This is a genomic window from Candidatus Amarolinea aalborgensis (assembly GCF_900491745.1).
In the GTDB taxonomy this organism is placed as follows: domain Bacteria; phylum Chloroflexota; class Anaerolineae; order SSC4; family Amarolineaceae; genus Amarolinea; species Amarolinea aalborgensis.
Map to the genome: position 1 here is coordinate 53,196 of NZ_UETR01000016.1, position 13,509 is coordinate 66,704.

Below are 13,509 nucleotides of genomic sequence, written 5' to 3' on the forward strand. Positions count from 1 at the left end.
GCTGCAATCGGCCAGATTGCACACCAGAACCAGCGAGTAGAGCCATGTCTGTACTAAACGAGACCATTCGGGGATCCCTCCAAATCGCCCAGGCGATGGGGACAACCCTCAAGCATCTGTTCAAAGCGCCGGTGACGGTGGAATTTCCCAACCAGCCTGCTTCCATCTTCCCGCGGTTTCGTGGGCGGCACTATTTGCGACGCTATGAAAACGGCATGGAACGCTGCATCGGCTGCGCGCTGTGCGAGGCCGCTTGTCCCACTGGCGCCATTCTGGTGGAGGCCGCGGAAAACACCGACGCCCATCGCGTTTCTCCTGGTGAGCGCTACGCCAGCGTTTACGAGGTCAACCTGCTGCGGTGTATCTTCTGTGGCGACTGCGAAGAGGCCTGCCCGGTGGAAGCGATCGTCCTGGGACACGATTTTTCCCTGGCCCAATATGCGCGCCGCGATTTGATCTTGACGAAGGAAGATTTGCTGAACCCGCCGGAGCCGAACGTCGTCATCCGACCGGATGCGTGAGATTCTGTACTTCCACCGGTCAGGAGACTGGGGGAGCCTGCCAAAGCGGTGAAAGGAAACCTATGTCGTTGGTCTTGTTTCTTGTCCTGGCCTTGATCGCTGTCGCGGCTGCTGTCGGCCTGGTGACCGCGCGCAATCCGGTGCACAGCGCCTTGTTCCTGCTGCTGAACTTTGCCAGCCTGGCTATCATGTATATCTTGCTCAACGCCCAGTTCCTGGCCGCGGCGCAGGTCATCGTCTATGCCGGCGCCATCGTGGTGCTCTTCCTGTTCGTCATCATGTTGATGGGGTGGCGCGTCAGCGACACCATTGCGCCTGCGCGCGCGTGGACGCGCGGCCTGGCCGTTGGTTTGGGCGTCCTGCTGTTGGCTGCGTTGATCTTTGCCCTGTTCACACCCCTGGCCAGCCCTGCCTCGACGGGCGCTGTGGACGGCGGGACGACGCAAGCTATCGGTCGCGAACTGTTTACCTCCTACCTGCTGCCGTTCGAGCTGACATCGGTGCTGCTGCTGGTGGGCATTGTGGGCGCGATTGTGCTGACAACGAAACCTACGAAATGATGCTCTGGAGCCGCTAGGCCGATTACGGGGATTTACGTTTCATGATTCCAACTTCGTACTACTTGATTCTCAGCGCCCTGCTGTTCGTGGTGGGCATGGTGGGTGTGCTGGTGCGGCGCAATGCCTTGATCATCTTCATGTGCATTGAGATGATGATGAACGCCGTTAATCTGATTTTCGTGGCTCTGGCGAACCAGTTTGGTCATCTGGAGGGCCAAGTCTTTGTGTTGTTGGTGATGGCTGTGGCGGCCGCGGAAGTCGCCGTTGGTTTGGCAATCGTCATCGCGCTCATGCGGCACAAAGATTCAACGAATGTGGATGAAATCAACCTGTTGAAGTGGTGATGCAGGCGCAGGCAACGTTCAGCCAACCGTCCACAGCACGACGGCGGCGTGTATGGATGCAAGCCGCTGTGGTTCTGCTGGCTTTTGGGGTGTTTTGTTCCGGCCTGACGAGCGAGTCGCTGTGGCTAGACGAAGTCAGCAGCATTCATAACAGCCAACTCCCCGTCGGCCAGGTGGTGCAAGCAGCCGCGGCCGATACGCATCCGCCGCTCTACTACCTGACTTTGCACTTTACGATCAGAATACTGTCTGCCAACCAGCCGTTGCAGGGCCATACCGGCGAATTCATCGCCCGCTGGCCGTCTGTCCTGGCCGGCGTGCTCAGCGTTGCCACGCTGATGGCGCTGGCGCTGCGCGTGGCTGCCGCTCGCCGTGAGATCGGACATTGGAGAGCGGAGATCGGATTGCTGGCGGGCCTGTTCTTCGCCTTGTCGGCCTACGCGCGCTGGTATGCGCAAGAGACGCGCATGTACGCCCTGCTGACGCTGTGGGGTTTGCTGGCAACCTATTGGCTGCTGCGCGCCGCATCGCAGGGGCGCGCCTGGCGCGGCCGGCTGGTTTACGTCCTGCTGTGCGTCGCCGGGTTGTACACGCACTACTATTTTGTCATGGTGCTGCTTGTGCACAACCTCCTGGCCCTGGTTGAGCTGGGGCGTCGCTGGCGGAAGTCGCGACCGAACATCAGCGCAGCCATCTTGGCTTGGATCGGCATTCAAGGCGCCATCGGCCTGGCCTTCGCGCCCTGGCTGCCGACCCTGTTGACGCAAGTGAGTCGCGGCGAAGGCCTGTGGATTGCCCTGGCTGTCGGCCGACCGGATCTGCCAACGCTGGCCTATGCGCTGATCCAGTTCGTGGGGATGCCAGTCAGCGGCCCGGCCCTTGTGCGCTATGCCAGCTACGCGCTGGCGCTGGGGCTGTGTGGGTGGGGCGCGTGGCAGATTGCGCGGCCGGCCTGGCGTTCGACCGTGACGGTGGCGCTGATTTACGCGGCTGCGCCCGCGGCGGCTGCCCTGCTGATTTCGCAGGCGCGCCCGATCTTTGCCAGCCGCTATCTGCTCGTGGCGCTGCCGGGCTGGTGCCTGCTGCTGGCGCTCGGTGTGACCGCGTTGGCCCGTGCGCGCTGGCGCCACATCGTCACCGGCGCGCTGGTAATCTTGATGAGCGTGACCGTTGCGACGCAGGCCCTGACGCCAGAAAACCCGCCCTGGCGCGACGTAGCGGCGTGGGTGCGGGCGCAGGCGCAGCCAGGTGATTTTGCCGTCTTCATTCCCTCGTTTCACTGGCGGCCGTTCACCTACTACGCGGGGCGCGATCTGGTGGCATATCAAGATGAACTGTGGCTGCCCAACGATGACCTGGACTGGCGAGCGCAGTTTGCCGCCGCGGCGCAGGGCCATCCGCGCATCTGGCTCCTCTGGTGGCGTGCCCATTGGGGAGATCCGCGGGGCCGCGTGCGTGAGATGCTTGATGCGCAGGCGACGCTGGTGGCGCAGCGCGAATTCCAGGGCGTGGACCTGGTGCTGTTGTACGATTTGGCTGGCAGGAATTTGCACCCGTAGAGCGGGCTGCTGGCCCAACGATGATCGTTCGGAAGGGCGGCCCGGCCGCAAAACGGATGGGGTTTGGGATTTCGGCTTTTTTGGGGTTTAGGTTTCTATGCTCAATTTTGCCTGGCTTCTTTTCGTGTTTCCATTGCTGGGCGCGCTGATCAATCTGTTGATCGGTCGTCGCCTGGGTAAGACCGCTGGTTGGCTCGGCGCCGCGGCCATCGGCCTGGCGTTTGCCGTCGCCGTAGGCCTTTTTGTCGCGCTCTGGGCGCGCCCGGCCGAACAGCGCAGCGTTGAACAACTGCTCTGGCGTTGGATCACCATCGGCGCCTTCAAAGTAGATATCGCCCTGTTGATTGACCCGCTCTCAGTCACGATGGCCCTGGTCGTCACCGGCGTCAGCACGTTGATTCATGTCTACTCCATCGGCTACATGGATCACGAGCCGCGCTATACCCGTTATTTCGTTTTCCTCAACTTCTTCGTGCTGATGATGCTGGTGCTGGTCATGGCCAACAACTTCCTGCTGATGTACGTCGGCTGGGAAGGCGTGGGCCTGGCGTCGTATCTCTTGATCGGCTTCTGGTTCGAAAAACCAAGCGCGGCTGATGCTGGCAAGAAGGCCTTCCTCGTCAATCGCATCGGCGACTTTGGCATGGCCCTGGCGATCATGCTGATCTGGAGCACGATCGGCACGATCACGTTCAGCGAGGTCTTCAAACAGGCGCCGGCGCTGCAGGGCGTAGCGACCACGCTCGGCTTGCTGCTGCTGTTGGCCGCCACCGGCAAATCCGCACAGATTCCGCTGTTCGTCTGGCTGCCAGACGCCATGGAAGGCCCCACCCCGGTCAGCGCCTTGATTCATGCCGCGACCATGGTGACGGCCGGCGTCTACATGGTTGCACGGACGCACGCCATCTTCCAACTCTCATCCACAGCATCCAACTGGGTGGCCTGGATTGGCGTCTTGACCGCGTTCATGGCCGGCACGATTGCCCTCGTGCAGACCGATCTGAAGCGCATCCTGGCCTACTCCACCATTAGCCAGCTTGGCTACATGTTCCTGGGCGTTGGCGTGGGCGCGTACAGCGCAGGGATTTTCCACCTGACCACCCATGCCTTCTTCAAGGCGCTCTTGTTCTTGGGCGCGGGCAGCGTCATGCACGCGCTGCACGGCGAGCTTGACATCCGCAAGATGGGCGGCCTACGCGAAAAGCTGCCGACGACCTATCGCACTTTCCTGATCGGCGCGGCCGCGCTGGCCGGCTTCCCGCTGCTCTCCGGTTTCTTCAGCAAGGACGAAATCCTGTTCAAAGCCTTCGAGCACAATTTTCTGCTCTATCTCGTGGGCACCCTGACGGCGTTTATGACCGCTTTCTACAGCTTCCGTATGGTTTTTGTACCCTTCTGGGGCAAGGCGCGTGACAAGAAGCTGGCCGACAAAGCGCATGAATCGCCGTCGGTCATGACGACGCCGCTGTGGATTCTGGCTGGTTTGGCGGTCATCGGCGGCTTGCTCAACCTGCCGATAGTGCAAAGCCTGGAGCATTGGCTGGAGCCGGTGTTTGCCGATGTCAAGACGGCCGAGGCCGCGGCCAATCTGCCCCTGGAATTCGGACTGCTCGTGGTGGGCGCGATCGTGGCCGGCCTGGGCATCTGGCTGGCCTATCAGGCCTACGTCGTACAGCCGCAGCTGCCTGAGCAGACAGCCACGCGTTACGACCTGGCCTACCGTTTTTTGCAGGCCAAGTGGTACGTAGATGAACTGTACATGACGGTCATCGTCAATCCACTCCGGGACCTGGCCGGTTGGCTGACCGCAACGTTCGATCAGCGCGGCATTGACGGCGCGGTCAACGGGCTTGCGCGCGGCCTGGGCGCCATCGGGCAGGGCGTGCGCCAGCTCCAGACCGGCCTCGTGGGGACGTATGCCCTTTCGATTGTCATCGGCGTCGTGGCGGTGGTGGGGTATTTGGCGCTGCGCTGAAAGGAGTGAAGATGACGCCGATTGTGCTGCGGGAAGAATCGCTCATCGAGGCGGTCAATCAAGCAGCTCGTCAGGAAGGCCTTGACACGGCTGAACTTGTGGCACGAGCGGTGCGATCCTACCTGGCTGCCTATCGTCAGCAGCGCATTCTGGCCGAGACGGACGCGTGGCAGCGACTCGACTCGCAGGAGCGCGCACGATTCGAAGGGCGGTATGTGGCTGTCTACCACGGGCAGGTGGTAGACAGTGATCCCGATCAGGGAGAGCTTTTCAGTCGCATTCAGGATCGGTATGGTAACCAACCGATCTTGATTACACCTGGCGGCAGCCAACCGATGACTCGCTATCGCATCCGTTCGGCGCGGCGGTGACAGTCATGTCGCATTATGATGAACTGAAGTACCCGCCGGCCCCCGTGCTCGAACTGAGGATGAGTTGCCCGGACAGCAGCCCATCTTCAGCACCGGTCTCAGCGCTGATTGACTCGGGCAGCGATTTTACGCTGGCGCCAGAAAAGTGGTTGATCGAAATCGGGGCGCCGGTTCTCCGTACAGCGTCGGTGCGTGGACTGTGGAGCGATTACCGCTCTGTGATGTTGTATTTGGTTGATCTGCACCTTGAGCAGGGTGTTTTGACGAACATCGAAGTGGTTGGCGTCTCAAGTCATGATCCCGAGGATGACCAGGAGATGATTCTGGGGCGTAATGTACTCAATAAACTCATTGTATTACTGGACGGACCCCGTTTGCTGAGCGAAGTGTTGCAGCGCCGTCCGCTGAAGTTCTAGTAGCTGAGAAAGAACATGACCTTCTTACTCTCGATCATTGTCTTCCTACCCCTCGCTGGCGCGTTGATTTTGCTTTTTCTTCGTCAGGAGCGGGCGCAGCGTGTTTGGGCGCTGGTAGTTTCCCTGGCGACCTTCGTCGTTTCCTTGGGTCTGCTGGTCTGGTGGCAGAACGGCGAAACCGGAATGCAGTTCGTCGAACAGCGGGCCTGGATTCCGGCTTTCAACATCCAGTACTACCTGGGCGTGGACGGCATCAGCCTGTGGCTGGTGCTGCTGACGACGTTCCTCACGCCGCTGGTCATCTTCTTCTCCTGGCAGAGCATCCACACCCGCACGCGCAGTTTCTATTTCTTCATGCTGCTGATGGAAACGGCGATGCTCGGCGTCTTTACCGCGCTGGACCTGATCCTCTTCTACGTCTTTTGGGAGGCGAGCCTGGTGCCGATGTACTTCATCATCGGCCAGTGGGGCGGGCCGCGGCGCATTTACGCCAGCGTCAAGTTCTTCCTGTATACCCTGGCCGGCAGCGCGCTGATGCTCGTCGCCATCCTGGTGGTCTATTTCTACGGCGGCACCTTCGACGTGGTGGTGCTGCAGGGCAAGAACCTGGCCTACATCGTGCAGTTCTGGGCCTTTTTGGCCTTTGCCCTCGGCTTCGCGATCAAGGTGCCGCTCTTCCCCTTCCACACCTGGCTGCCTGACGCCCACGTGGAAGCGCCGACCGCTGGTTCGGTCATCCTGGCGGGCGTCCTCCTCAAGATGGGCACCTACGGCTTCTTGCGCTTCTGTCTGCCGCTCTTCCCGCAAGCCACCGTCACCTTTGTGCCCTGGCTGTCCACCCTGGCCGTAATTGGCATCCTCTATGGCGCGCTGGTCGCGCTGCGCCAGCGTGACATCAAGAGCCTGGTCGCCTACTCATCCGTCGCCCACCTGGGCTTCGTGGTGCTCGGCATTTTCACCTTGACTCCCCAGGGCATGTCGGGCGCGGTCTTGCAGATGGTCAACCACGGCCTGAGCACGGGCGCGCTGTTCTTGTTGGTTGGTATGCTCTATGAACGCCTGCACACGCGCATCATGAGCGAGTTCAGCGGCCTGTGGAAAGAAATTCCGATCTATGGCGGGCTTCTCCTGATCGTCATGCTCTCATCGGTAGGCCTGCCAGGCTTGAATGGCTTCGTGGGCGAGTTCACCATTCTGCTGGGCGCGTTCAAGGCCAATCCGGCTTTCGCCTGGCCGGCCACGGCTGGCATCATCCTGGCCGCCTGGTACCTGCTGACCGCCTTCCGCCAGATGATGCAAGGTCCGCTCAGCAAACCGAAAACGATTACCGTCCTGCCTGATCTGACTCGACGCGAAATTGCCATCATGGCGCCGTTGGTCGTGCTCTTCGTGATCATCGGCCTCTTCCCCAACCTGTTCTTCGATAAGATCAATCCCTCCGTCGAAAGCCTGGCCCAACATCTCAAGGCGTCCCCGCCGGCCGTGATGATTGACCAGGGTCGCCCCGGATTTTAGAGGGTCATCCAACATGCCGATCCAGATACCGACGCTCGATTTTCTTGCCATCTTGCCCCAACTCGTGTTGGTGGCTATGGCGCTGCTCATTCTCATGGCCGAAGTGACGCTGCTGCGCAGCAACAAACGCCTTCTCGGTTGGCTGGCGCTGATCGGCCTCTTGCTGGCGATGGGAGCCAGCGCCTGGTTATGGCCCGGCCCAGTCCGGCATTTCCAGAACATGGCCGTGGCTGACTCTTTTGCCCTCTTTGCCAACGTTATCATCTTGACCGCCGGCGCGCTCGGCATTCTGCTCTCGTTTGGCTATATCGAGCGTGTCAGCGACAGCGTCGGCGAATATTACGCCCTGCTGCTGCTGGCCTGCGCGGGCATGACGGCCATCAGCGCTTCCACCAGTCTGATGACGATTTTCCTGAGCCTGGAAATCCTTTCCCTGGCCCTCTATGTCATGACCGGTTTCAACCTGAAGCAGCCCCGCTCCACCGAAGCTGCGATGAAGTATTTTCTGCTTGGCGCGTTTGCCAGCACCTTCTTCCTTTTTGGCTCAGCCCTCGTTTACGCGGCCACGCAGACCACGAACCTTGCGCTCATTGCGCGTTTCCTGGCCGTGTTTTCCGTTTCCAGCCCCATGGCCCCGCTGCTGCCGGTCGGTGTGGGGCTGCTCCTGATCGGCTTCGGCTTCAAGGTGGCGATGGCGCCTTTCCACATGTGGGCGCCTGATGCTTACCAGGGCGCGCCCACGCCGGTCACAGCCTTCATGTCGGTCGGCACCAAGGCCGCGGCTTTCGCTGCACTCCTGCGTGTGCTGGCTGCCATGACCAGTTTCGATAAACCGTGGTTGTGGGTGATCGCGATCCTGGCTGTGTTGACGATGACCGTGGGCAACCTGGCCGCGCTGCGCCAGACGAGTCTTAAGCGCCTGTTAGCCTATTCCAGCATTGCGCACGCCGGCTATATCCTGGTAGGCCTGACCGCTAACAGTGATCAGGCCGTCGGCGCTACGCTCTATTATCTCTTTGCCTACGCGTTCATGAACATCGGCGCCTTTGCTGTCGTGCAGGTGTTGGAGAACGCGGCCGAGATGGACGTGGACGTCAGCGCGCCCAATGGCCTGGGCAGCCGTCATCCGGCGCTGGCTGCGATCATGACCATCTTCATGCTCTCGCTGGCGGGCATCCCGCCCCTGGCTGGCTTCTTCGGCAAGCTCTACGTCTTCAAAGCCGCCGTGGATGCCGGTTGGGCCTGGCTGGTCATTGTGGCCGTGCTCAACAGCGCGCTCAGCGCGTATTACTACCTGCGCGTCACCGTCAATATGTACCTGGGCAGCGAAACGGCGAGCGGACAAATCAACCTGAACCCGGCCTGGAATGTTGTGCTGTTGGTGGCTGTGTTAGGCGCCGTGCTGGTGGGCGTGTGGCCCACGCCGTGGATCTCCCTGGCGCGCACGACGCTGCTGGCCCTGGTGGGTGGGTGATTTCGACCGATCACGGTCGCATCATGAGAGAGGGGCGGCGCGGCTGATCCAGCAGCGCCGCCCGTTTCATTGGTCACACGGTTGACATCCAACGCTCCTTGACAGTCAGCGCACACAATGTTAGAATTCGTTGGCCTTTAGAATTTCGATCTTGGATTGAGTGCTATGCCAACTGCGAATCGTATCATCTATTTTGACCATGCCGCAACGACGCCGGTGGCGCCCGAAGTCGTCGAGGCCATGCTGCCTTACTTCAGCGGATCCTATGGCAACCCCTCCAGCATCCACCGATTAGGGCGAGAATCGGCGCGCGCGCTCGATCAGAGCCGCCAGGGCATTGCCCATTTTCTCAACTGCCAGCCCCACGAGATCGTTTTCACCAGCTGCGGCACCGAAGCTGACAACCTGGCGTTGCGCGGCGTCGCCCTGGCGCAGCGGGCGCGCGGGCGCGGCCGGCATCTGATCGTCTCCGCCGTGGAGCACAAGGCCGTCCTGCAAACAGCCCTCGACCTGCGCGACCACTACGGCTTTGAGCTGACCGTTCTGCCGGTGGATAAGGATGGCGTGGTTGCGGTGACTGACCTGGAGGCCGCCCTGCGCCCGGACACCATCCTGATCAGCGTCATGTACGCCAACAACGAGATCGGCTCTATTCAGCCGCTGCCAGAGATCGGCGCGCTGGCGCGGGCGCGAGGAATCCCGTTCCATACCGATGCGGTGCAGGGGGGCGGACTGCTTCCGCTCGACGTGGACGATTTGCAGGTGGATTTGCTGGCGCTCTCGGCGCACAAATTCTACGGGCCAAAAGGCATTGGCTTGCTTTATGTACGTCGCGGCACGCCCTTGTGGTCCCAGGTGACGGGCGGCAGCCAGGAAGCAAAACATCGCGCAGGCACCGAAAATGTGCCGTATATCGTGGGCATGGCCAAGGCCTTGACGCTGGCGCAGATGTCGCGCGTGAACAACAACGCGCACCAGGCCATCTTGCGCGACCGCTTGATCAACCGGGTTCTGCGCGAGATTCCCGATGTGCGGGTCAGCGGTCACCGCACGCAGCGTTTGCCCAACCATGCCAGCTTTCTGATTGGCGGCCTGGAGATCCAAGGGGTGCTCATGGGCCTCGACATGGCCGGTATTGCGGCTTCCAGCGGCTCAGCCTGCACCAGCGCGGCACAGGAGCCGTCGCATGTGCTGATGGCGTTGGGCGTGGATCCTGCAACCGCGGCCGGTCATCTGCGCCTGACCCTGGGACACAGCACGACGGATGCGGACATCGAGGCGTTGATGGATGCACTGACGCCGTTGGTGGCGCGCCTGCGCCAGATGACGGCGGCGTACGCGTGAACAATCACGATGGCTAGATCGGGCATGACAGAGGTGAGATGATGACTGCTACCCTCACGACGCCGCGGCGAACCAACCACAAGCCGCCGCGTGCCCTGCCAGAAGTGGGCCGCGGCTGGCCGGCCGATATCTTGGAAGCGTATGCGCGCATCAACGGCCCCTACACGATTGACAATGCGGAAACAATTCTGGATCAGGAGGCAGTCGAGCTTTACAACGGCTGGCTGGTTTGGCAGGAAATGACCGATTTTTCTGAGCGCATGGTGGCCGGCAATATCCAGGCGATGTTGGATCTCTCGGCGCGCAAGGCGGGCTTTGGCGCTGGCTTGCCCGACCAGATGGAATGCCTGCTGAGCAACGGCGATGTCATCAAACCCGACATTGCCTTGATTTCATGGACGCGGGCGGCGACGGCGCAGCCCACGGGTCCCAGCGAGCGCCTGATTCTGCATGGCTGTCCAGAGCTGGTCGTGGAGACGCGGTCGCCTTCCAATCGCCGCGCCCAAGAGCGACGTAAGCGCCAGCTTTACTTTGCCAACCAGGCGGAGGTGGTGTGGGATGTGGATGTACGCCGCCAGCGCATCTACGTCTATCGCGCGCAGAACCCGCTGCAGCCGGAGGCCTACGGCACGGACGATGTCATCACGTGCGAGCCATTCCTGCCTGGCTGGCAGCGGCGCGTGGCCGACATCTTTGCCATGCAGGCATCAGCCGAAACCGTGGCTGGCGAAGTCGCTACGGCCTGGATCGCGGAAGGGCGTGCGGAAGGGCGTGTAGCCACTCTGCGCAGCCTGCTGCCAACCCTTGCCCGTTACCGCTTTGGCGCGGCGCTTGCGCCGGAAACCGTGGCGCAACTGGACGCATGTGATGAACCTGCGCTGCTGCGGCTGCAATCGCTGATCGAAACGGCCCCGACATTGGACGCATGGACGGCTGCGATTCCAGCATGACCGATAAACGTGACATAACCGTAGTCGTGGCAATGAGCGGCGGCGTGGACAGTTCTGTGGCCGCGGCCCTGTTGGTGGAGCAGGGATATCGCGTCATCGGCGTGATGATGCGCCTGTGGGCTGAGATCAGCAACGGGGAGGCGCTCAGCAACAAGTGCTGTTCCCTCGAATCGGTCACCGATGCACGCCGCGTGGCCGATGCGCTGGACATTCCGTTCTACCTGATCAACGTGGAACGACCGTTCAAAGAGAACGTGGTGGATACCTTCATCCAGGGCTATAGCGACGCGCTGACGCCGAACCCCTGTCTGGCGTGCAATCGCACCATTCGCCTGGGGTTCCTGTTTGACTATGCGCGCACCCTGGGCGCCGATTACCTGGCAACCGGTCACTACGCGCGCGTCCGTCAGGTGGACGCGCCCCAGGGCGCGCTCGCGGCCTGGGATGGCCTGGACTATCCGCTCTATCAGCTTTGGCGCGGCGTGGATGCGTCCAAAGATCAGAGCTACGTCCTGCACATGGCCTCGCAGCGCGAACTGGCGCATCTGATGTTCCCCCTGGGCGAATTGACCAAGCCCCAGGTGCGCGATCTCGCGGCGGCTCGCGGCCTGACCGTGGCGAGCAAGCGTGAGAGCCAGGACCTCTGCTTTCTGGCTGACAATGACTATCGCCGCTTTTTGAGCGATTGGGCGCCAGCGGCTGTACAAGCCGGACCGATCATCAACCAGGCCGGGCAGGTGCTGGGACAGCATGAGGGCCTGGCCTTCTACACCATCGGTCAGCGCAAGGGCCTGGGAATCGGCGCGCCGGAACCGCTGTTTGTGCTGCGGCTGGATGCCAGCCGCAACGCTGTGATTGTTGGTCCAGCGGCTGCGCTCGGCCAGACTGAATTGACCGCCAGCCAGGTGACGTGGGGCGTGAGGCAGCCGCCCGACGCGCCGCTGCAGGTGCAAGCGCGCATTCGCTACAAGGCGCATGAGGTTCCTGCTCTGGTGACGCCGCTGGCAGCGAATAGGGTACACGTGCAGTTTGACCATCCCTTGCGCGACATCACGCCGGGCCAGGGCGTTGTTTTCTATGATGGCGACGCGTGCCTGGGGGGAGGCGTCATTGACCGGGCTGTTTGATTTGCTGGTGCACCCGGCGCTGTGGCTGAGCCTGTGCCTGGCGCTGCTCTATGCCGCGATCTTCCATGCCTGGCAGGGCCGCACCCTGGGCGGGCTGGGATGGTTCATCCTGGCTTCGCTCGCCGGTTTCGCCGCAGGTCATTTTGCTGGGGCCGCGCTGCGTTTTCCGGCCCTCGGTCAGGCGCAAATTGTGACGGGAACGCTGGGCGCGGTGTCGGCCCTGGCCGTGGTGCGCAGCCGCTTTCACAAGGCATGATGTAGCGACCCAGGCGCTGCGCCGTCGCAAGCGCGATTGAGATTGCGCCTGCTGGGCGTACTGCCGAGCGTCCAACCTGCTTGGACGCGGCGCCGGTCAGCGTAGGCTGACCTGGCGGCGGAACGCCCTTTCGGCCCGAATTCATTCGGCCGCTGCAGTTGGGGCAGGATGCCTGAGCCGTTAAGGCATGATCTGAGGAGTCACTGTTCGCGGCTGCGCCTGGGAGGAGCGCCGCGGACGCGTCATATCAGCGCCGCCGGGAGGCGGCCGGATTGAGGAATCAATGGACAAAAAGACTAAAACCTGGATCACCATCGGAGCTGTTGTTGCCGTACTCCTTTTCATCGGCATCATCTATCTGCTGGTCACGCATCCGCCGGCCGCCGCGATCGTGCGCGACCTGTTCATCATTTTTGTGACGCTCGAACTGTTCATCATCGGCGCGCTGCTGACGGTGCTGGTGTGGCAAGTCTACACGCTGACGCGCATGATGCAGCGGGAAATCAAGCCAATGCTGACCGCCACGCAAGAAACGATTGGCACGGTGCGTGGTACGGCCACCTTCATGAGCGATCAGGTCGTGCAGCCGGCGATCAGGGTCACGAGCAAAGTGGCGGGGTGGCAGCAGTCGTTGAAGGTGCTGCTGGGGCGCAATGGGTAAACGAGGAATTCTGAAAGCTGAATGCCGAATGGCAGGCCTGCGTGAGCTGCGTTAGCCGCAGGCGGCTTTTGAGCTGCGTGGGTTGGCTGCCAGAAGCGGTTGAGCAAGGAGATGGACTATGTTTTGGGGATTAGTCATTGGCGCGGCCGTTGGGTTTGGGCTGGCGTTGTATCGGGCGCCGCAGTCGGGTGAAGCGACGCGGCAGCAGTTGACGCAGATGGGCGCTGATCTCAAGCGCCGGGCGCAGGAGACCGCAAACGAGGCGCGTCAGCAGGCGCAGGCCGCGGCGCGGCCGGCGGTGGAGCGCGCCGAGCAGATGGCTTCACGCGCGGAAGGCCTGGTCGGCGATTTGAGCACGCGCGGCCGCGATGTGCTGGAAGAGCGGCGCCGCAGCATGAATAACGGGCACGGGTGAGGTCGGAGATCTGAGACCAGG

General features: G+C 61.9%; 15 protein-coding genes. All 15 read left to right on the forward strand.

All coding sequences use genetic code 11. The annotated features are described in order from the left end of the window. Nucleotides 1-44 precede the first annotated feature (44 nt). Entirely contained in the window at nucleotides 45-521 is a 477-nt protein-coding gene (gene nuoI, locus ACPQ6D_RS17080; RefSeq protein ID WP_423225556.1) for an NADH-quinone oxidoreductase subunit NuoI, read from the forward strand. 62 nt (nucleotides 522-583) lie between these two features. Beyond that, on the forward strand, nucleotides 584-1,081 hold the full coding sequence (locus ACPQ6D_RS17085) for an NADH-quinone oxidoreductase subunit J family protein (protein WP_423225557.1): 498 nt from the start codon (nucleotides 584-586) through the stop codon (nucleotides 1,079-1,081). Nucleotides 1,082-1,122: 41 nt separating this feature from the next. After that, the gene (gene nuoK, locus ACPQ6D_RS17090; protein ID WP_423225558.1) at nucleotides 1,123-1,425 is read left to right on the forward strand and encodes an NADH-quinone oxidoreductase subunit NuoK; all 303 of its coding nucleotides are present in this window, start codon (nucleotides 1,123-1,125) and stop codon (nucleotides 1,423-1,425) included. Nucleotides 1,426-1,481: 56 nt separating this feature from the next. Continuing rightward, nucleotides 1,482-2,984, forward strand: coding sequence for a glycosyltransferase family 39 protein (locus ACPQ6D_RS17095; protein ID WP_423225559.1), 1,503 nt, complete (start codon nucleotides 1,482-1,484; stop codon nucleotides 2,982-2,984). Between the two features lie 97 nt (nucleotides 2,985-3,081). Beyond that, nucleotides 3,082-4,959, forward strand: coding sequence for an NADH-quinone oxidoreductase subunit L (gene nuoL / locus ACPQ6D_RS17100; RefSeq protein ID WP_423225560.1), 1,878 nt, complete (start codon nucleotides 3,082-3,084; stop codon nucleotides 4,957-4,959). An 11-nt stretch (nucleotides 4,960-4,970) separates the two neighbouring features. Then, complete coding sequence (locus ACPQ6D_RS17105; protein ID WP_423225561.1) at nucleotides 4,971-5,330, forward strand: hypothetical protein; 360 nt, start codon at nucleotides 4,971-4,973, stop codon at nucleotides 5,328-5,330. Nucleotides 5,331-5,335: 5 nt separating this feature from the next. Further along, on the forward strand, nucleotides 5,336-5,746 hold the full coding sequence (locus ACPQ6D_RS17110) for a hypothetical protein (protein WP_423225562.1): 411 nt from the start codon (nucleotides 5,336-5,338) through the stop codon (nucleotides 5,744-5,746). 15 nt (nucleotides 5,747-5,761) lie between these two features. Then, nucleotides 5,762-7,261, forward strand: coding sequence for an NADH-quinone oxidoreductase subunit M (locus tag ACPQ6D_RS17115; protein ID WP_423225563.1), 1,500 nt, complete (start codon nucleotides 5,762-5,764; stop codon nucleotides 7,259-7,261). Between the two features lie 13 nt (nucleotides 7,262-7,274). After that, nucleotides 7,275-8,735, forward strand: a complete 1,461-nt coding sequence (locus tag ACPQ6D_RS17120; RefSeq protein WP_423225564.1) for an NADH-quinone oxidoreductase subunit N — start codon at nucleotides 7,275-7,277, stop codon at nucleotides 8,733-8,735. A gap of 165 nt (nucleotides 8,736-8,900) precedes the next feature. Then, nucleotides 8,901-10,079: a cysteine desulfurase family protein gene (locus tag ACPQ6D_RS17125; RefSeq protein WP_423225565.1), complete on the forward strand. Its 1,179-nt coding sequence runs from the start codon at nucleotides 8,901-8,903 to the stop codon at nucleotides 10,077-10,079. Nucleotides 10,080-10,117: 38 nt separating this feature from the next. After that, entirely contained in the window at nucleotides 10,118-11,029 is a 912-nt protein-coding gene (locus tag ACPQ6D_RS17130; protein WP_423225566.1) for a Uma2 family endonuclease, read from the forward strand. Next, nucleotides 11,026-12,156 carry a tRNA 2-thiouridine(34) synthase MnmA gene (mnmA, locus tag ACPQ6D_RS17135; protein ID WP_423225567.1) on the forward strand — a complete coding sequence of 377 codons (1,131 nt, stop codon included), beginning with the start codon at nucleotides 11,026-11,028 and terminating at the stop codon, nucleotides 12,154-12,156. Before ACPQ6D_RS17130 ends, mnmA begins: the two co-directional genes overlap by 4 nt. Next, nucleotides 12,140-12,412, forward strand: coding sequence for a hypothetical protein (locus ACPQ6D_RS17140; protein WP_423225568.1), 273 nt, complete (start codon nucleotides 12,140-12,142; stop codon nucleotides 12,410-12,412). Before mnmA ends, ACPQ6D_RS17140 begins: the two co-directional genes overlap by 17 nt. A gap of 283 nt (nucleotides 12,413-12,695) precedes the next feature. Further along, nucleotides 12,696-13,073, forward strand: a complete 378-nt coding sequence (locus tag ACPQ6D_RS17145; RefSeq protein WP_423225569.1) for a hypothetical protein — start codon at nucleotides 12,696-12,698, stop codon at nucleotides 13,071-13,073. Nucleotides 13,074-13,191: 118 nt separating this feature from the next. After that, the gene (locus tag ACPQ6D_RS17150; RefSeq protein ID WP_423225570.1) at nucleotides 13,192-13,488 is read left to right on the forward strand and encodes a YtxH domain-containing protein; all 297 of its coding nucleotides are present in this window, start codon (nucleotides 13,192-13,194) and stop codon (nucleotides 13,486-13,488) included. The last annotated feature ends 21 nt before the right edge of the window (nucleotides 13,489-13,509 follow it).

What these genes read in the sequence shown, in the direction of transcription:
- ACPQ6D_RS17105 (WP_423225561.1), top strand. Translation starts at nt 4,971, where the DNA reads ATGACGCCGATTGTGCTGCGGGAAGAATCGCTCATCGAGGCGGTCAAT.
- mnmA (WP_423225567.1), top strand. Translation starts at nt 11,026, where the DNA reads ATGACCGATAAACGTGACATAACCGTAGTCGTGGCAATGAGCGGCGGC.
- ACPQ6D_RS17115 (WP_423225563.1), top strand. Translation starts at nt 5,762, where the DNA reads ATGACCTTCTTACTCTCGATCATTGTCTTCCTACCCCTCGCTGGCGCG.
- ACPQ6D_RS17150 (WP_423225570.1), top strand. Translation starts at nt 13,192, where the DNA reads ATGTTTTGGGGATTAGTCATTGGCGCGGCCGTTGGGTTTGGGCTGGCG.
- ACPQ6D_RS17130 (WP_423225566.1), top strand. Translation starts at nt 10,118, where the DNA reads ATGATGACTGCTACCCTCACGACGCCGCGGCGAACCAACCACAAGCCG.
- ACPQ6D_RS17120 (WP_423225564.1), top strand. Translation starts at nt 7,275, where the DNA reads ATGCCGATCCAGATACCGACGCTCGATTTTCTTGCCATCTTGCCCCAA.
- ACPQ6D_RS17125 (WP_423225565.1), top strand. Translation starts at nt 8,901, where the DNA reads ATGCCAACTGCGAATCGTATCATCTATTTTGACCATGCCGCAACGACG.
- ACPQ6D_RS17110 (WP_423225562.1), top strand. Translation starts at nt 5,336, where the DNA reads ATGTCGCATTATGATGAACTGAAGTACCCGCCGGCCCCCGTGCTCGAA.
- nuoK (WP_423225558.1), top strand. Translation starts at nt 1,123, where the DNA reads ATGATTCCAACTTCGTACTACTTGATTCTCAGCGCCCTGCTGTTCGTG.
- nuoL (WP_423225560.1), top strand. Translation starts at nt 3,082, where the DNA reads ATGCTCAATTTTGCCTGGCTTCTTTTCGTGTTTCCATTGCTGGGCGCG.
- ACPQ6D_RS17095 (WP_423225559.1), top strand. Translation starts at nt 1,482, where the DNA reads ATGCAAGCCGCTGTGGTTCTGCTGGCTTTTGGGGTGTTTTGTTCCGGC.
- nuoI (WP_423225556.1), top strand. Translation starts at nt 45, where the DNA reads ATGTCTGTACTAAACGAGACCATTCGGGGATCCCTCCAAATCGCCCAG.
- ACPQ6D_RS17085 (WP_423225557.1), top strand. Translation starts at nt 584, where the DNA reads ATGTCGTTGGTCTTGTTTCTTGTCCTGGCCTTGATCGCTGTCGCGGCT.
- ACPQ6D_RS17145 (WP_423225569.1), top strand. Translation starts at nt 12,696, where the DNA reads ATGGACAAAAAGACTAAAACCTGGATCACCATCGGAGCTGTTGTTGCC.